This window comes from Chitinophaga sp. NPDC101104 (genome assembly GCF_050277495.1).
Classification (GTDB): domain Bacteria; phylum Bacteroidota; class Bacteroidia; order Chitinophagales; family Chitinophagaceae; genus Chitinophaga.
In genome coordinates this window covers 684,521-700,326 of the sequence record NZ_JBNNSF010000001.1, presented here as the reverse complement: position 1 = coordinate 700,326, position 15,806 = coordinate 684,521, and the positions used below count along the sequence as shown (strand labels likewise).

Genomic DNA, 15,806 nt, shown 5'->3' with positions numbered 1-15,806 from the left:
TTTATTCGGTATCTTGGTACGAGAAACCCGATCTAAGTCAATTGGAAAAACCACGCTAGGAAACGTTTCTAAAAACCCAAACATGCGATACCCCGCCTACATACTGACAACTGTTTTCGGATGGGTTAACCTGATCATTGCGGCAGGATCAAAAGGTTTACCAGAAGAAAAGGCGCATAAAATACGGACGGTCAATAGTATTTGTTTTATCACGGCACTATTGGCGATTTCCATCGGATTCTTTTTCTACCTGTATTCGGGGGAAAACGGGATATTAATTCCAGCAGTTTTTGAAGGAGCACTTTTTCTGTTCATTATTTTTCTGAACAGGCAGAAAAAATATGAAGCAGCCAGTCTCGGCGTACTGCTCGCACATTGCCTTTGTGCATTGTATTTTGCGGCCATTCTCGGGAAAATCATTAATATCTCCCTCATCCTCGTCTTTATTTTCGGGATCAGTTTCCTCGTTTACAGGAAACGCTGGCAAAGGATAACGGGTATCGCTGCTGCTATTGTCACTTTGATCGCGCTGGAAGTAAACTATTATTACAACATCGTTCCACCGCTGCAACTGGCGGAAGAATTCCAATATCTTCTTCGATGGGTGGCTTTGCCTTGCTTCCTGCTTTTTGATGCATTGGTGTTAGGGTATTTCGTGCAAGATATCCGCGAAAACAAGATCCTTCTGAACCAGGTGTCAATGCTGATTTTCAAGACATCGCATGAAATGAGGAACAACCTGGCATCCAATACCATCCTGATCGACCTGTTGAATACCGAAATGAAGGACAACCCGGAATTTGAAAAGCTGAAGCCTTACGTAGAACAACTATCGACCATCAACCACAGCATGCGCAACATCGTCAATAATGTGTTGAACATGGGCGAGATCGAAAACGGCGGACCGGCCGAAATTCATCCGGAAACATTCGAGCTGCAAAGCTTCATTCAGAACATTATCAAGATTCAGCAAATCAAAGCCGAATCCCGCAACCTGCCCATCCAGCTGACTTATGACAATTCTCTGCCAAGGTATATCGAAAGCGATCCGCTCCAGATGAATATCGCGATCACCAATCTTATCTCGAATGCCATAAAATACGGCAGGGAAGGTACGCCCATCCAGCTAAGACTACAAAGCACCGTCAACAACAGCAATAAATTCATAGAAATATCGGTCGCCAATCAATGCCCCGATATCCCACAGGAAAAAATCAAACTGTTGTTTAATAAATTCATGACGGCGAAGCATAATAAAAAGATCGAAGGTTCCGGCCTTGGATTATATATCGTTCGCAATATCATGGACCAATGTGAAGGTACGTATCATGTTACCAGCGAAAACGGCCTGACCACTTTCACTATTTCCTTCCCGCTGATAGCCGGCCAAATACCGGAAGAATCGGCTCCGGTACAGACCTCCCACCAACTGGCCGGCCTGAATCTCAGTTTTGCGGAAGACGATCTCATGCAAAACAAACTGCTCGGTTCACTATTACAATCCTTTGGCTGTGCCATTACCTCCAGCATCGACGGCCGGCAGTTGATCGATAAACTAGAGGCTAGCACCACTTTGCCGGATTGCATCATCCTGGACGATAGCATGCAAACCATGAATGGAAGTGCTACGCTGCAGTTCCTCAAAGCAGATGAACGTTTCCGGCATATTACCGTAATCATGATCACCGGTAAAAGCGGACCTGTTGAGCAATGGTTGAATCAAGGCGCACAGGGCGTGATCCGCAAACCCTATGATCGGGCTACCCTCCTTCAACAACTAAGCCAGCACCTGCATTCGCAAGCACTGGCTTAATGAATTCACAAAGCTAAACCGGCGGCTATGCGGCCATTTCCTTGGCCTTTGCCAGATCCTCGGAAGGATGTCCACCTTTTTTATAACGTTCGGTAAGGTTTAACGTCCAATATAGATTCCCGGCGATCATAAGCTGGAGATTTTCAACATAAAGACTGACAGCTTTGTTCCAGATACCGAAATCCGGTAATTGGTTCATAAGCGAAACGAATTCGTCGGCATCCGCATCATGAATGGCTAACGCCTCGAGATAAGCCTCGCCCAAAGAGCAACCTCTTTCGTTCTCGATGATCAACACCAGGTTCATTACGTCGTTACCCTTTTCCAGGTGCGCCGAAAAATAATCGTTTGACCAGGCTTGTATGCTGCAGGAAAGCTGTTCAAGGCGGTCTATCACAGGATGTTTAACAACATGGTCAGGAAGCGTGGTACCCGTTATCGCTTCGCACAAATGGATCATCGAGTATACATTTACAGCTTTCATGCGGATTTTAACGAAAGTTTCGAAGTCGGGGAAAATCTGCGGCACACGATAAAACACCTCTTCCTTCAATCCGTCGAAATATCGGTCGAGGCTATCACAAAAGCGATCCATCCACTGCGGAGAGGTCATCGATAACAGTTCTTCCCGCATTTTCGGCAACGAATTGAAAATTTCTTCATCGCTAGTAAAACGCCCGTAGCGCAAGGCATCCAGCGAAATATTGCGGATACGGTCGATTTCAGCAGGATCAGATAACTCATGAATATCATCCACCGTAAACGCCCAGATGAAAAACCGGCAGACAGCTGTCAGTTGCGCCATAGACGCGTGAGGGAAAATACAGCCGCCACAGTGCCCCATACCCGTTTTCCCGTACTTGAACTTCATCTTGTCCGGCAGCCAGTTGTAATCCGTCTCGATCCAGGTGCGGAGCAAGGCCTCCATGGCTTCGGCGTTGGGGTTCAGGCGATGAGTGAAGGAATACTGCAGTGCATTGGCATTAAGGATCTCTTTCATGGTAAAGTGCTTTTTAGATAAAGAAATATAAATGTGTAAAGCTTGTCTTGCTAAGCATAAAGGGGACGCATCGGTCACAGGCCTCTCGCCTGTCCGTCTCATGCTATCCCCTCATTATTTCGCTGTCTGAATAGTGAAGAAAAAGTGTCACGATGGAGTGTGCATCCTTTTCTGTGCCCTATGGTTACTATCACCCGACTTGCATTCCCGCCGGGCAACTATGACAAAAGTTACACGAATTACCCGGATGTTTTATGTGTCAATCAGTTAATGTGTTCTCCCGCAAAAACGCCTCAGTAAGCCGACTGTCTTCTTTTGTTAAAAAAGGGCGTTTTCCGCCAGTATATGTTTAAACATTATTCTGCCATTGTCTTTTTACGACAATGCAGCATCAACATATTGATAATTAATAATTTACTAGTCTGCGAAATGCAAGTTAAGCCGTTTGCCCATCCCCCGGAAATCCATCCTTCCCCATCCATCTGACCATCATCCAAAATCACCCGATGTACATAAAAAAAACCGGTGGCTCCCGCAAGGGGCCACCGGCCATATGTTACTTTTTCCATAAAATCGCTACTTCACCCAATACGTGTTCAACACGTTCCCCTCACTGAACTCCCGGGACGACACCAGCTCCAGCCCCGCCCGCTTGAACGACGGCGGAAAAGCAGGGATCCCACCGCCCAGGAGCACCGGCACCGTAAAAATCCGGTACTCGTCGATCAACCGGAGCTCCGTGAGCTGCGACACGATCGTTCCACTCCCCAAAATCACGATGTCTGCCCCTTCTTCCTCCTTCAACCGCTGCACGAACGGCCCCATCGGCTCATTCACCACATGCGCGTTTTGCCAGTCTGCCGATTGCAGCGTGTTCGAGAACACGTATTTCTCCAGCACGTTCATCTGCCGCGTCACCTCCGGGTTATTATCGGTAGCCGTGGGCCAGTAACCGGCCATCAGGTCGTAAGTGATGCGCCCGAAAAGGATGGCGCCGCAGGCATTCATCATCTGTACCCCGTAGGCTTCGTATTCACCGTCTACATTGTGCCAGTCGATCTCGCGGTTGGGCCCGGCAATATAACCATCGAGCGATACGAGATTGGAAACGAAAAGTTTACGCATGTTGTGTTTTTATGAGTAACGCATGGGCGGATAGTTGAGCAACCGCCGCCACAGGCCCAGCTGGCCGATGCAATAGGATTCGCGGTCTATGCAATATAGCAACATATCCAGCAAACTGATCTGTTCCATATCCGGCATCGGCCAGGGATTAGGACCATGGAGCTTTTCAGCAGATGCTTTGCTGAAAGCTTCCCGCAGTATGGGCGTGATGCGCGCCCAATCCGCGCGCAGCGTATCCAGCGATGGATATTCCGCATCCGCCTGGATGCCTTTATGGTTATCGAACAACAAATGTGCCTGCTGCTGCTCTTTCAACCCCAATGCATTCGCCATTTCGAACCGCTCCTGCACCAGGCTCCCCGCGAGCCAGATGGGGTGATTGGCCGGCGTATCCAGCCGCTTGCGGGCATCCGCTTCCGAAATGCCTTCCAGCACATTGTTGAACATGGGCGTATGCCCGTCGTAAAGGAGGAGCCATGCGGCTACCTTTCCTGCCTGTGCAACGTCTTGTGTATTCATGGTTTCAGATTTGATGCGATGTTCAGCAGATGGGAATACGCCCGCGTCCGCTTCGCGAAAAGCGTGACGGCCAGCCCCAGCAGCCCCGTCATGGTAAACAGCAGCGCGATCCCCCTGTCCAGCCCCGTACCGAACCACGGCCCGAGGATCCGGGCACCTTCGCCGGTGGTCATGAACGGGATGAAAACGAAATGCGCGATGGGCCCGATCAGGATGGCCGTCAACGGGGACGCTGCCTGCTCGATGCTTTGCGCAAACCCGAACACGCGCCCCTGCCGCTCCAGCGGGATCACTTTCTGGATGATGGTCTGCTCCGCCGCTTCCACCACGGGAATAAGGCTGAGATAAACGAACATCCCCACCGCCAGCAACACGATGGAAGCCTGCAGCGCGAAAAATATGCAGATCGTCCACATGATGATATTGCAGGTAAACAGCGTGCGGATGGGCTGTTTCCCCAATCCCATCCTGGACACCCCGATCCCGCCCACGATGAACCCCAGGCTCAGCACGCCCCAGAGCACGCCCCAGACTTCAACCGATACGAGCGACAACCCGTACGGGTCCATCAAAGCCATGAAAACCCCGCCCAGGAAGTTGTTGAACGTATTAAAGAAAATGAGCCCGAACAGCCCGGGAATTTGTTGTACGATACGGATGGTCCCTTTCACATCGAGCCGCGGCTTTTCGTTGTGGGCCTCGTGATGGAGGGTTTCGTCCATATGCACGAACGTGAGGTGCAAAATACAAAGCAACGTGCCGGCCACCGCCAGCGCCATCGTCCAGAAAATCCCCAACAGCCCGATCGCCAGTCCGCTGAAAACCGACGCCACCAGGAACGCAGTGCCGTTGGCCGTTCCCACCATCCCGTTCGCCCGGTCGCGCATATCTTCCGGCACCAGGATCGTTACCACCGTAGGAAGCGTGATGTACCGGAGATTGCCGGCCAGCGCGCCGAGGAGCGACAGCACGATGAACACCCACAGCAAAGGGCTCCCTGCATGCCTGAAGGCTTCCGCGGGCGACAGTGCATACACCATCCCCGCCAACCCGAAAAAGACCAGCGATGCGATGCTCGACAGCATCATGACGCTTTTCTTTCGGTAATGGTCGACCAGCGACCCGAGGTAAAACCCCGAGACCGCCACAGTGCCGATGTAAATGCCGGCCATCCAGGAAGTGGTGAGCACGGAACGGGTTTCGAGATACACCCAAAACGTAACGGCGAACCATACGAACGTATTGGTGATCCCGGCAACGATGGAATTGACGAGTATAGCGTAGAACGATTTCATGCAAAGTGGTTAAATGGTATTCCGGTAACACAATGGTACGGCCATTCCGGGAATTGAAAGATGGCAGGAAGCGCCAATTTTCAGGGGATTTCAGGCCAGTTTAATTATCAAGTTGGCGATAGGCGAACCGGTCGCGGATGAAACGGTTGAAGAACTGTCCTTTGGAGCCGGATTGCAACATCCGGGCATATACGTCTGGCGGCACGGGCTGGTAGGCATACACTTTCCCCGACACGAAAGTGATGACGAGTACCTCCGTTTCCGGGTTGTATCGCATATGCCTGATGACGGTCGACGGCATGGGACGGGATTTTTATTCGTCGTGCCCGCCACCCGCCACGGTTTTGTCGGGGTCGTAGGGCGGTACGTTCCGGTTGATGAGTTTATCCTGTCCCTTGTCGCGCGTTTTCCGGTTCTGCTGGATGAATACATACAACAGGATGGCGGCTACGAGTACGATGAATGCAAGCAGTCCTGATGACATGGTCTTTTTCTTTCCGATAGCGGAAGAATGATGCCAGACTGCGTTTTCCGGGCGGGAGCTGCGTGGCGGGAAAGGGATTTCCCCGCGCTGTGGATTTTATTCCACGGCCGCAATTTCCGCCAGCGCCAGGTTACCGTCCTGGTACCGGAGGTTGAAGCGCAGCGCTGTCACTTTCCAGCCGTCTTTCCACCGCGCCAGTTTCGATTCGTAGGTGCCGACCACGGCCCAGACGTTCTGCCCGGAGGCGGTGGGAAAGAAATGGGTGGCGGTGCCGTAGCATTTGACGATGGCGGATTCCCCGTCGTCCTGCACGGAGAAATTGCCGAGTTGGTGATGGGTGGCTTTGAAGCGGGGAAGAAACCCCATCCACGACGTCACGATGTCGGCCGCGGAGAGCTCCTGCGCGGGGATGCCGCTGAGGGACGAATAATCGAGGAAAACTTTGTCGGCCAGTGCGGCACGGCAGCGTTCCCAGTCGCGCTCGTCGGCGGCGATGAACACTTCCTGCAGGGCTTCTATCATTCGTTGTGTCTGCATGAGAAAATGGTTTGGATGGCGGGTGAACGAAATAACGTAAATTAGGTAACCGGCATGGTTGTTGGCCGGCAGCAACTAAATCTTCGCTTTATGAATAAATTCTGGAGAGCCCTCATTGCTGGGTACGGCGCCAAGAAACTGGGCGGCGGCTGCCTTAGCACGATCCTCATCTTTATTATCATCTATTGGGCCCTGGGCCACTGCAACTAGCGGTCAGAGCTTCGTTCCGCAGAACTTGCAGAATTTGGCGTCGGTGTCGTGCCCTTCGCGCCCGCAACCGGGGCATACATTGGCGGAATGCCCTTTCTCGCGGTAGGCGTGCGCCATTTCGGTGGTAACGATGCCCGTGGGAACGGCGATGATGCCGTAGCCGAGGAGCATGATGAAGCTGGCGATGAACTTCCCGAGCGGCGTGGCGGGTGCCACGTCTCCATAGCCCACGGTGGTGATCGTCACGATCGCCCAGTAGACCGATTGCGGTATGCTGGTGAACCCGGCGTTATGGTCTTCCACGAGATAAATGACGGAACCGAGTATAATGACGCAGGTGAGCACGAACAGGATGAAGATGCTGATCTTCCGCAGGCTGCGGCCGATGGCGACGGTGAGGAAGCGCATTTCGGAAATGAAATGGACGAGGCGGAAGATCCGGAAGATGCGCAGCAGGCGAAGGGCGCGCAATACAAGCAGCGATTGCGCCCCGGCGAAGAGGAAACTGAGGTAGGAAGGAATGAGCGCCAGGAGATCGATGACGCCGAGGAGGCTGAACACGAAGCGGAAGGGCTTGCGGATACAGACCAGGCGAAGGATGTATTCGATGGTGAAAAGAATGGTGAACGTCCATTCCAGCGCAAAAAAAAGGCCGCCATAGCGGCTATGGAGGCTGTCCACACTATCAAGCATGACAACGAGGATACTCGTCAGGATACAGGCCAGCAGGGCAATGTCGAACGCTTTGCCGGCCGGCGTGTCCGATTCGTAAATGACCTTATGCAGGCGTTGTTGCCAGGCAGGAGGGATCGGCTGCATGCTTAATCTTCTTCGTCTTCCTCATCTTCCAGCCACTCGAGGTAAGCATAATACCAGTCTTCCAGCTCATCGAGCAGTTGTTGTTTCTTTTCCGGCTCGCCATGGAAATATTCCTCCACGTTATCGATTTCTTCCACGATATCGATATACGCTACTTCCTCATCTTCTTCCACGCGCTTCGCAAAGAACCTGGGCTTCTCGGTATGAAAAATATACTCGTTGTCCGGGTCCGTTACGGGATCATCTGCAATCATGAACTTCGGTAGTGCCATTGGATAATCATTTTAGTTACAAACCAGTGACTACAAAAATAGGATTTTAACCCGTATGAAAAACACCTAAATCCGGTATGTCGTTTGCGGGGGAAAGAAAACCTTATACCTTGATACTCGAGTTCCGCCGCCAGCAACATTCCGTCAGTATAGAGGGGCCCGATCTGCCGGGTGCTCCTTTCACCGCAACATTGGACTATCAGTTCAATGCTATGCCTGTTATCCTCGAAAACGCCAACGGTACGGCACGCGTTACGATCTGCAATCGTCCCGACTGCATGGTACCGATTGTAACCGATGCGAAAAATGACAACCGTACTTATCCGCTGCTATGCCGGAACTGGGAATTTCATTACCTGGAATTGCGGCGGCCAGACGAAATCATCGAAACCTTCTGGTATCCGGACGGCGTACTTTGCTTTTTCAGGGACGGGGAACTGGTGGCCCGGCTGTCTCCCATCAAACCCGCCACGCTCACAAAATCGCTGATAGGCAATAGCAGAAAAACCCTAGAATTCGAATGTCTCGACGGAACCAATATCGCACTCCTGCTCGCCATTTACCTGTATACGCTCGCCCCTCACGGCGACCACTAAAAAATACCCTTCCATTTCCGGGAAGGTTTTTTACCTTTGCAAACATCAGATGATATGACGAAACAGGTTACCATACTCAAACGGAACAGTCTGGCAGACGATGTAGCCGCCGGCTTGCAGGACATGATCACCGGCGGCACCTACGCCGTGGGCGACCGCCTGCCGTCGGAACCGGAGCTCATGCAGCTGTTCGGCGTGGGCCGCAGTTCGGTCCGCGAAGCGGTACGGCTCCTGGTGAACGCGGGCATGCTGCGGGTGCAGCAGGGCCAGGGCACCTTCGTCACTTCCAGCCAGCCGCTGACCGGCCCCCTCGGCCGGAAGCTCCACACGGCAGACTACCAGGAACTGAACGAAGTACGCCTCCTCCTCGAAGTGAAGATCGCCGAGAAAGCAGCGCTTCACCGCACCCGCGAAGACCTCGCCCGGATGAAAACTTTTCTCCGCGCCCGCGAAAAATTCGCCAAAGCCGGCAATGTGGACGCTACCATGCAGGCCGACGTGCATTTCCATACGAGCATCGCCGTGGCGTCGAAGAACAGCATCATGCTCGAATTGTACCAGACCATCGCCACGCACATGCTGCAGTCTTTCAAAGACCGGCATAAAGACACGAGCGATTTCGCGCTGACACAGTACATGCACAAAGCCCTGCTCGACGCTATCGCCGATCAGGACGCAGAACAGGCGCTGGTTTGGGCCACGCGCATCAGCACACACAGCCGTTGAAACCATTCTTTACACTATAAACATCAGATGATCTGACAATCAATGGAAACTACGCTTGAAACGGAAGACCGGCAGGCACAGGCCCGGCAGCTGGCGGAGAAAACGGCATTCTCCGTCCTCATCGCCCTGAGCTTCACGCATCTGCTGAACGACACCATTCAGTCCCTCATCCCCGCGATCTACCCGCTGGTGAAGGATTCTCTTCAACTCAGTTTTTCGCAGGTAGGTTTGATTACGCTGACCTTCCAGCTTTCTGCCTCCATCCTGCAGCCGCTCGTTGGTTTATATACCGACAAGCGCCCCCAGCCCTATTCCCTCGCCATCGGTATGGGTTTCACGCTGATCGGGCTGTTGTGCCTGGCCATGGCGCATTCCTTCCCCATCGTGCTCGTTTCGGTAGCGCTGGTCGGCGTCGGGTCCGCCGTATTCCATCCCGAAGCGTCGAGGCTGGCGTACATGGCATCGGGCGGGCGCCACGGCATGGCGCAATCGCTGTTCCAGGTAGGCGGCAACACCGGCAGCTCCCTCGGCCCCCTGCTCGCCGCGGCCATCATCGTGCCGTTCGGGCAACCGAGCGTGGCGTGGTTCTCTCTCATCGCACTGCTGGCCATTTTCGTCATGCTCCGCATCAGCAAATGGTATCTCAGCAATACGGACCGCATCAAGCCGAAAAAGAAATCCGGGCGCCACGCGGCCGTTCAGCTGTCGAAAGGAAAAGTGGCGTTCGCACTGTTCATCCTGCTACTGCTCATTTTCTCGAAATACTTCTACATGGCGAGCCTCACCAGCTATTACACGTTCTACCTCATCGGGAAATTCAACGTATCGGTACAGCATTCACAGATTTACCTGTTCGTGTTCCTTTTTGCCATCGCAGCCGGCACATTCATCGGCGGCCCCATCGGCGACCGCATCGGCCGTAAATACGTGATCTGGATATCCATCCTCGGCGTAGCGCCCTTTGCACTGCTGATGCCCCACGCCAACCTGTTCTGGACGGTGATCCTCAGCGTGTTCATCGGCGTGATCCTGTCTTCCGCGTTCTCCGCCATCCTCGTATATGCGCAGGAATTGGTGCCGGGGAAAGTGGGCATGATCGCCGGACTGTTCTTCGGGTTCGCGTTCGGCATGGCCGGCGTCGGCTCGGCGCTCCTGGGCGAACTGGCAGACCGCACCAGCATTTATTACGTGTACGAAGTTTGTGCTTACCTGCCGCTCATCGGCCTGCTCACGGGCTTCCTGCCCAATATCGAAGGCAGCCGCAAGAAATAGCGCATCCATCGTTCGTTAACCAAAAAAGGATGACCGCAGTGGTCATCCTTTTTCTTTGCCGGAAATATAGGGCCGGTCCGTAAACTATAACCGCACATACGTGGCCACCTGGATCACGTTGTTATTGACAAAACTGGTGCTCTGTCCGTTGAAACGCATCGTGTAATGATGCAGGTACCCGGCTTCCATGTCGAATTTCGGGCTGAAGCGGTACCCGATGGCGCCGTAAGCCCGGTTCTGGTCGAACGCGTGACTGTTGGCGTACCGGGTGTTGGCGAAGTTGATGAAAATCTCGTTTTGCAGGGCGCCGAACATCCCTTTTTTGAAACCGGCCTGTCCGCTGAAAGGCAGCAACCCGCGCACGAAATACCGCACCCGGTGGGAAACATTGGTTTCCACTTTTTCGGGCTCCCCGGTATGTGCCCGCACCGTGGGGATGAAGCGTTGCTCCACCCGGAAACGGTGTTGCAGCGGCATAAACCCGCCTACGTTGTGATTAACGATGAACTGCTCCCAGATGCGGTGCTCGGCGAAAAAATCGCCCAGCGTCCGGTTTCCGACGAGGGCATAACCGGCGGTGAGGACCATGTTCTTTCGGACATGATAGTTGATACCCGGCCGGAGGATAAAGGTTTGCAGCGTTTCCCATTCGTCGGAACTTCGGAGCTGCCCGTCGAAATGGATGCTGAACTTCGTGTCCGGGATGCGGAAGGTCGAGAAATTGGCGAACCAGCCGGTGAATTGGCTTTGTGCCACGACGGAGGCGCTTTGGATGAGGAGCGCACATAATAAAAGTGATCTGATCATATATTCAAAAATAGCACTTGATCGCCCGGCCACCAACCCTGCAACGGCCGTTTGTCCAGTAAATCCTACCTTTACCGTATTAAATTTTCCTGAACATGCCGGTATTGACCTCTACAGATTACACCGCCCCGTTCCTGCTGAGCAACCGGCATGTGCTCACCGTGTTCCCTACGCTTTTCCGCCGCATTCCGCCCGCCGACTATGTGCGGGAACGCATCGCTACGCCCGACAACGATTTCCTCGACCTCGATTACAGCCGGAAAGGCAGCCGCAGCGTGGTGCTCATTCTCCATGGCCTGGAGGGCGATTCCCGCCGGCAATACGTAACGGGGATGGTACATATTTTCAACGAAAGCGGGTTCGATACGGTGTCGATGAACTTCCGCGGGTGCAGCGGCGAATGCAACAAAGCCCTCCGCTTCTACCATAGCGGCGAAACCGGTGATCTGCAGACCGTGATCGATCACATCGCCCCGCAGTACGACCACATCCATCTTATCGGGTTTTCCCTGGGCGGGAACGTAACGCTGAAATACCTCGGCGAGCGCGGCTCCTCCATCCACCCGCAAATCCGCTCGGCCGTGGCCATTTCCGTTCCGGTAGATTTGCTGGACAGTTCCACCGAGCTGGAAAAACGCCAGAACAGCATTTACCGCATGCGCTTCATCCGCTCCCTCGGCGAAAAACTCGCCGAAAAAGCAAAAGCGTACCCCCACGATATTTCCCTGGAAGGCTTCTCCGCCATCCGCAACTTCCGCGAGTTCGACGACCGCTATACCGCGCCGCTGCATGGTTTCAAAAACGCGGAGCATTACTGGCGCCTGTCCAGCTCCATTTTTTACCTGTCCGGCATCACCATTCCCACGCTGCTCATCAACGCCCTCGACGATCCCTTCCTCGGGCAAGGCTCCTATCCGTTCAGCGCCGCATCCTCCAACCGGAATTTCCACCTGGAAACCCCTCAAACCGGCGGCCACGTAGGATTCGTGACGTTTTCCGAGAAATATTACTGGTCGGAGAAACGGGCCTGGCAATTCATCGACCAGCATCGTTAACACGCGCAGAACCGAAGTATTCAGTAGTTTTATGGTATGGAAAGATTGCAGTCGCTCGAAGAATTCTACCGCGCCAAGCAAATTCCCGTTCCGGAAGGGATGAACCGGGAAGTGGGGCATTTCAACGTTTTCAATACCGCCGACTATCTGACCCCGGATACGCCGTTGCCCTACAGCCGGAAGGATTTCTATAAAGTGGCGTTCATCAGCGGCCGGAACCGGTATTATTTCGCCGACAAAACGCTGGAAGTGGAACGGTTCGGCCTGTTTTTCGCCAACCCGCAGGTACCTTACCAATGCGATCACCTCGGCCCGGACCAGGCCGGCTTTTTCTGCATTTTCAACGACGCCTTTTTCCACGGCCATTCCGCCATGAAGCTGACCGATTTCCCGCTTTTCCGGCCCGGCGGTAACCCGCTCATCTGTTTGCCCGACGCACAGGTGCAGCCCGTCATCGACCTGTTCCGGAAAATGGTGGAAGAGCTGCATTCCGATTATGCTTTCAAATTCGACCTGCTGCGCAATTACACCATGGAGCTCATCCACATGGGCATGAAACTCCAGCCTGCGCAGGTTGCTGCATCGCAGACCAACGCCGCGTCGCGGATATCGTCGTTATTTTCGGATCTGCTGGAGCGCCAGTTCCCCATCGAGTCTCCCCGGCAACAGGTGAACCTGCGCACGGCGTTCGATTTCGCTGCGCAACTGAGCATTCATGTGAACCATCTCAACAAGGCGTTGAAAGACGCCACGGGCAAATCCACTTCCGACCACATCGCCGAACGGCTGCTGCAGGAAGCGAAGGCACTCCTGCGGCACACCGATTGGAATGTGTCTGAGATCGGCTACAGTCTTGGGTTCCAGGAGCCGGCCCATTTCAATAATTTCTTCAAGAAAAAAACGCAGGTTACGCCCCGCTCTTTCCGCACCGCCTGATCAGGCGGGGTTCTTTCTCCAGATCGTGGTATCCGTTGCCAATACGGGCATGCGGTAGCCGCCGGTATCGACATTGAGGTCTGGCAAGGCTTTGCGCAGCTTTTCGATGCCTGCCGCCGAAACGCCCGTTCCGAAAAGGAACAACTCGCGGAGGCCCGCCTGTTTTTGCAGGAACTCCAGGCCTTTGTCGGTGATCTTGGTATTGTTGAGATTGAGGTATTTGAGTTGTTTGGCGGTGGAAAGATATTGCAGCCCCTGGTCGGTAACGCCCGTATTCTCCAGCTGCAGCCGCGTGAGCACGGGCAGCCCGGCGATGATCTGCAGGGCACTGTCGCCCGTGGCGGTGCCGCCCAGGTTCAGCCAAACGAGCTGCTTGCCGATGGGCTCCAGCAGTTTCGCGTCGGCATTGCCGAATTTTTCCGCGTTGATGGCGGTTACCATCACGTACCCGTTATCCGCCGCTACGGGCATCACTTTCATGCCGGTCTGCACGAGGGCCTGCACGGCCTGGTCGCCTGGTTTGCTGGTTTGGGTAAGCGGCATGTAGGGATGGAGGCCGTCGCCGGAGGGTTTCATGCCTTCGAAGACGAGCTGGATGCGCGGAGTTTTGTGCAACTCTTTCACGGTGATGGAATCGGGCGCGCCCTGTAATATCCACCAGTAAAGGATTTCAAGGTCCTGCGGCGTGAGTTGCGGTTTGCCTTTGGGCGGCATCCGGTGATCGTCAGACTCGGGCAGGACGAGGCGTTTGTAGAGCTCGCTCATTTCAGGGATACTGTCTTTCAGCACCGGCCCGTTTTCGCCACCCTTGCGGATATTCACCATGCCATCGAGCCGCAGGCCGCCTTTCAGTTTCTGTTCGTTATGGCAGGAATAGCATTTGGTTTCGAGGATGGGCTGAACAAGCTGTTCGTATACCTTGGCGTCGTCGATATTCTTGAAAGCCGCGGCAGCGGGGGCTTTCTTGCCCCCGAAGGGCCAGGCTGCGGTGAGATAGTCTTCGCCATGGGTGAGGTTGCCGCCGTAATGCCCGGCTACAGACAGCGCCACGATCATGGCGGCGGAAACCGGCAGCCAGGATTTACGGAACAGGTTGTATTTACGGAACACGCACAGCAGGATGGAAATCACCGCCACGGCGATGCCCATCCACATATGGAGGTTCAGCGCGGCTTCGTCGTACCCGCCGGACAGCGACAGCAGATAACCCGCTACGCAAGCCGCCACGGCGGAGATGGCGCCAAATACCATCGTCGGCAGCACCGCCGCGCCGAGCACGGCCAGTTGCCGGAAACGGCTCAGCCATTCGAGGAGGAAAGCCACGATCAGAATACCGATCGGCAAATGGACAAGTAAGGGATGGAACCGGCCGATAAACAGTCCCCATCCGGCCTGCAGGAAAATCGTCATGCGCCGTAACGTGCTTTTAAAAGATCTTTCATATGAACATTGATGCCCCACTGGTCTGCCAGGGGTTGGCGGGTGTAGGGAAGCGTGGGCATGTAATCTGCCGGGCCGAATTCCGTGAGCACGGTCATCACTTCGCCTTTGGCGCGTTTCATTTTCGCCACTTCATCCCACCACGCGAAATGCGCTTTCACGGCGTGCTCCCATTCCGGCGCGCGGGGATCGTTGACCTGCGGGCCTTCCGGGTGGCCGATGCGCGCGTGGATATGCCCGACGCGCTGCAGGGCGAGGGCCACGGTTTCGGCCTGGTCGCCCAGGAACGATTCGTGCACGTTGCACCAGTGGGAAATATCGAGGGTGAGGCGGAGGTCGGGTTTGGTTTCGATGAAGCGGCGGCAGATGTGCGCGGCAAACATCATACGGGCGCGGTGCGTTTCGTGGTAGATCGGGATGCCGGAGGATTTGGAGACTTTCGTGGTGATGTCGATCAGTTTCCCGTTCTGTTCTTCCGTATAATAATCCCTGCCGGAATGGCAATTCACGTACAGCGGTTTTTTCCGTTTGTTGCCGGTGGCCGCCAGCAGTGTGGCTTCGAACGATTTGGCGTGGGCGTTGAATTCGTTGCTGCCGCCCGATGCCAGGAACCCTACTTCCAGTCCGTACTTTTCCACCGCGTCAAAAATTTCGTTCTGCGCTTCCACCGATCCCGGCCACCAGACTTCGATCCCGTCGTACCCTGCTTCCCTGGCTTTTTTACAAAGTGCGTCGCGGGTGCCGGGGAAACCCCAGTCCGTAGCCAGCACTACCAGTTTGAAACCTGCTTTGGCGGCGGGCATGGCGGCCACGGCCGGGAGTTGCGACAATAAAGCGCCGCCACCCAGGGCTGCGGTGCGCTGGAGAAAATTCCTCCGGTTGATATTCTGCTTCATCTGA

The 15,806-nt window shown here is 54.4% G+C and carries 19 protein-coding genes; 6 read left to right on the top strand and 13 right to left on the bottom strand.

What is annotated here, in order from left to right; translation table 11 throughout:
- Window positions 1-82: 82 nt before the first annotated feature.
- Window positions 83-1,813 (top strand): ATP-binding protein, encoded by a 1,731-nt coding sequence (locus ACQKLP_RS03030; protein WP_427319936.1) that lies wholly within the window; start codon window positions 83-85, stop codon window positions 1,811-1,813.
- Between the two features lie 25 nt (window positions 1,814-1,838).
- Here the strand turns inward: ACQKLP_RS03030 and ACQKLP_RS03025 are convergent, their stop codons facing one another.
- From ACQKLP_RS03025 to ACQKLP_RS02980, 10 genes are all read right to left on the bottom strand, one after another.
- A complete protein-coding gene (locus tag ACQKLP_RS03025) occupies window positions 1,839-2,813 on the bottom strand; it encodes a terpene synthase family protein (protein ID WP_427319935.1) in 975 nt (324 codons plus the stop codon).
- Window positions 2,814-3,169: 356 nt separating this feature from the next.
- Window positions 3,170-3,382 carry a hypothetical protein gene (locus tag ACQKLP_RS03020; protein ID WP_427319933.1) on the bottom strand — a complete coding sequence of 71 codons (213 nt, stop codon included), beginning with the start codon at window positions 3,380-3,382 and terminating at the stop codon, window positions 3,170-3,172.
- Window positions 3,383-3,389: 7 nt separating this feature from the next.
- Window positions 3,390-3,938, bottom strand: a complete 549-nt coding sequence (locus ACQKLP_RS03015; RefSeq protein ID WP_427319931.1) for a dihydrofolate reductase family protein — start codon at window positions 3,936-3,938, stop codon at window positions 3,390-3,392.
- Between the two features lie 9 nt (window positions 3,939-3,947).
- A complete protein-coding gene (locus ACQKLP_RS03010) occupies window positions 3,948-4,457 on the bottom strand; it encodes a DinB family protein (RefSeq protein WP_427319929.1) in 510 nt (169 codons plus the stop codon).
- On the bottom strand, window positions 4,454-5,752 hold the full coding sequence (locus tag ACQKLP_RS03005) for an MFS transporter (RefSeq protein ID WP_427319927.1): 1,299 nt from the start codon (window positions 5,750-5,752) through the stop codon (window positions 4,454-4,456). The genes ACQKLP_RS03010 and ACQKLP_RS03005 overlap by 4 nt, the downstream gene beginning before the upstream one ends.
- A gap of 100 nt (window positions 5,753-5,852) precedes the next feature.
- Complete coding sequence (locus ACQKLP_RS03000; RefSeq protein ID WP_427319926.1) at window positions 5,853-6,053, bottom strand: KTSC domain-containing protein; 201 nt, start codon at window positions 6,051-6,053, stop codon at window positions 5,853-5,855.
- Window positions 6,054-6,065: 12 nt separating this feature from the next.
- Window positions 6,066-6,236: a hypothetical protein gene (locus ACQKLP_RS02995; RefSeq protein ID WP_427319924.1), complete on the bottom strand. Its 171-nt coding sequence runs from the start codon at window positions 6,234-6,236 to the stop codon at window positions 6,066-6,068.
- 96 nt (window positions 6,237-6,332) lie between these two features.
- Complete coding sequence (locus ACQKLP_RS02990; protein ID WP_427319922.1) at window positions 6,333-6,773, bottom strand: nuclear transport factor 2 family protein; 441 nt, start codon at window positions 6,771-6,773, stop codon at window positions 6,333-6,335.
- A gap of 213 nt (window positions 6,774-6,986) precedes the next feature.
- Window positions 6,987-7,802, bottom strand: coding sequence for an ion transporter (locus tag ACQKLP_RS02985; RefSeq protein ID WP_427319920.1), 816 nt, complete (start codon window positions 7,800-7,802; stop codon window positions 6,987-6,989).
- A 2-nt stretch (window positions 7,803-7,804) separates the two neighbouring features.
- Entirely contained in the window at window positions 7,805-8,074 is a 270-nt protein-coding gene (locus ACQKLP_RS02980) for a hypothetical protein (protein ID WP_126245653.1), read from the bottom strand.
- A gap of 110 nt (window positions 8,075-8,184) precedes the next feature.
- Here ACQKLP_RS02980 and ACQKLP_RS02975 point away from each other — a divergent pair, with 110 nt between their 5' ends.
- The 3 genes from ACQKLP_RS02975 to ACQKLP_RS02965 are packed head-to-tail and all read left to right on the top strand — an operon-like array spanning window position 8,185 to window position 10,668.
- Window positions 8,185-8,670: a hypothetical protein gene (locus ACQKLP_RS02975; RefSeq protein WP_427319918.1), complete on the top strand. Its 486-nt coding sequence runs from the start codon at window positions 8,185-8,187 to the stop codon at window positions 8,668-8,670.
- Between the two features lie 54 nt (window positions 8,671-8,724).
- Window positions 8,725-9,396, top strand: coding sequence for a FadR/GntR family transcriptional regulator (locus ACQKLP_RS02970; protein WP_427319916.1), 672 nt, complete (start codon window positions 8,725-8,727; stop codon window positions 9,394-9,396).
- A 42-nt stretch (window positions 9,397-9,438) separates the two neighbouring features.
- Window positions 9,439-10,668, top strand: coding sequence for an MFS transporter (locus ACQKLP_RS02965; protein ID WP_427319914.1), 1,230 nt, complete (start codon window positions 9,439-9,441; stop codon window positions 10,666-10,668).
- A gap of 84 nt (window positions 10,669-10,752) precedes the next feature.
- On the opposite strand, the gene ACQKLP_RS02960 is transcribed toward ACQKLP_RS02965, so the two are convergent.
- Entirely contained in the window at window positions 10,753-11,475 is a 723-nt protein-coding gene (locus ACQKLP_RS02960) for a DUF2490 domain-containing protein (protein ID WP_427319912.1), read from the bottom strand.
- A 95-nt stretch (window positions 11,476-11,570) separates the two neighbouring features.
- Here ACQKLP_RS02960 and ACQKLP_RS02955 point away from each other — a divergent pair, with 95 nt between their 5' ends.
- Window positions 11,571-12,530 (top strand): YheT family hydrolase, encoded by a 960-nt coding sequence (locus ACQKLP_RS02955; RefSeq protein ID WP_427319910.1) that lies wholly within the window; start codon window positions 11,571-11,573, stop codon window positions 12,528-12,530.
- A gap of 36 nt (window positions 12,531-12,566) precedes the next feature.
- Window positions 12,567-13,466, top strand: coding sequence for a helix-turn-helix domain-containing protein (locus tag ACQKLP_RS02950; RefSeq protein WP_427319908.1), 900 nt, complete (start codon window positions 12,567-12,569; stop codon window positions 13,464-13,466).
- On the opposite strand, the gene ACQKLP_RS02945 is transcribed toward ACQKLP_RS02950, so the two are convergent.
- On the bottom strand, window positions 13,467-14,876 hold the full coding sequence (locus tag ACQKLP_RS02945; RefSeq protein ID WP_427319906.1) for a c-type cytochrome domain-containing protein: 1,410 nt from the start codon (window positions 14,874-14,876) through the stop codon (window positions 13,467-13,469).
- Window positions 14,873-15,802 (bottom strand): sugar phosphate isomerase/epimerase family protein, encoded by a 930-nt coding sequence (locus tag ACQKLP_RS02940; protein ID WP_427319904.1) that lies wholly within the window; start codon window positions 15,800-15,802, stop codon window positions 14,873-14,875. The genes ACQKLP_RS02945 and ACQKLP_RS02940 overlap by 4 nt, the downstream gene beginning before the upstream one ends.
- Window positions 15,803-15,806 lie beyond the last annotated feature (4 nt).

Excerpts from the sequence above, each read along its gene's own strand:
- ACQKLP_RS03030 (WP_427319936.1), top strand. The coding sequence starts at position 83 with ATGCGATACCCCGCCTACATACTGACAACTGTTTTCGGATGGGTTAAC.
- ACQKLP_RS03025 (WP_427319935.1), bottom strand. The coding sequence starts at position 2,813 with ATGAAAGAGATCCTTAATGCCAATGCACTGCAGTATTCCTTCACTCAT.
- ACQKLP_RS03020 (WP_427319933.1), bottom strand. The coding sequence starts at position 3,382 with ATGGAAAAAGTAACATATGGCCGGTGGCCCCTTGCGGGAGCCACCGGT.
- ACQKLP_RS03015 (WP_427319931.1), bottom strand. The coding sequence starts at position 3,938 with ATGCGTAAACTTTTCGTTTCCAATCTCGTATCGCTCGATGGTTATATT.
- ACQKLP_RS03010 (WP_427319929.1), bottom strand. The coding sequence starts at position 4,457 with ATGAATACACAAGACGTTGCACAGGCAGGAAAGGTAGCCGCATGGCTC.
- ACQKLP_RS03005 (WP_427319927.1), bottom strand. The coding sequence starts at position 5,752 with ATGAAATCGTTCTACGCTATACTCGTCAATTCCATCGTTGCCGGGATC.
- ACQKLP_RS03000 (WP_427319926.1), bottom strand. The coding sequence starts at position 6,053 with ATGCCGTCGACCGTCATCAGGCATATGCGATACAACCCGGAAACGGAG.
- ACQKLP_RS02995 (WP_427319924.1), bottom strand. The coding sequence starts at position 6,236 with ATGTCATCAGGACTGCTTGCATTCATCGTACTCGTAGCCGCCATCCTG.
- ACQKLP_RS02990 (WP_427319922.1), bottom strand. The coding sequence starts at position 6,773 with ATGCAGACACAACGAATGATAGAAGCCCTGCAGGAAGTGTTCATCGCC.
- ACQKLP_RS02985 (WP_427319920.1), bottom strand. The coding sequence starts at position 7,802 with ATGCAGCCGATCCCTCCTGCCTGGCAACAACGCCTGCATAAGGTCATT.
- ACQKLP_RS02980 (WP_126245653.1), bottom strand. The coding sequence starts at position 8,074 with ATGGCACTACCGAAGTTCATGATTGCAGATGATCCCGTAACGGACCCG.
- ACQKLP_RS02970 (WP_427319916.1), top strand. The coding sequence starts at position 8,725 with ATGACGAAACAGGTTACCATACTCAAACGGAACAGTCTGGCAGACGAT.
- ACQKLP_RS02965 (WP_427319914.1), top strand. The coding sequence starts at position 9,439 with ATGGAAACTACGCTTGAAACGGAAGACCGGCAGGCACAGGCCCGGCAG.
- ACQKLP_RS02960 (WP_427319912.1), bottom strand. The coding sequence starts at position 11,475 with ATGATCAGATCACTTTTATTATGTGCGCTCCTCATCCAAAGCGCCTCC.
- ACQKLP_RS02955 (WP_427319910.1), top strand. The coding sequence starts at position 11,571 with ATGCCGGTATTGACCTCTACAGATTACACCGCCCCGTTCCTGCTGAGC.
- ACQKLP_RS02950 (WP_427319908.1), top strand. The coding sequence starts at position 12,567 with ATGGAAAGATTGCAGTCGCTCGAAGAATTCTACCGCGCCAAGCAAATT.
- ACQKLP_RS02945 (WP_427319906.1), bottom strand. The coding sequence starts at position 14,876 with ATGACGATTTTCCTGCAGGCCGGATGGGGACTGTTTATCGGCCGGTTC.
- ACQKLP_RS02940 (WP_427319904.1), bottom strand. The coding sequence starts at position 15,802 with ATGAAGCAGAATATCAACCGGAGGAATTTTCTCCAGCGCACCGCAGCC.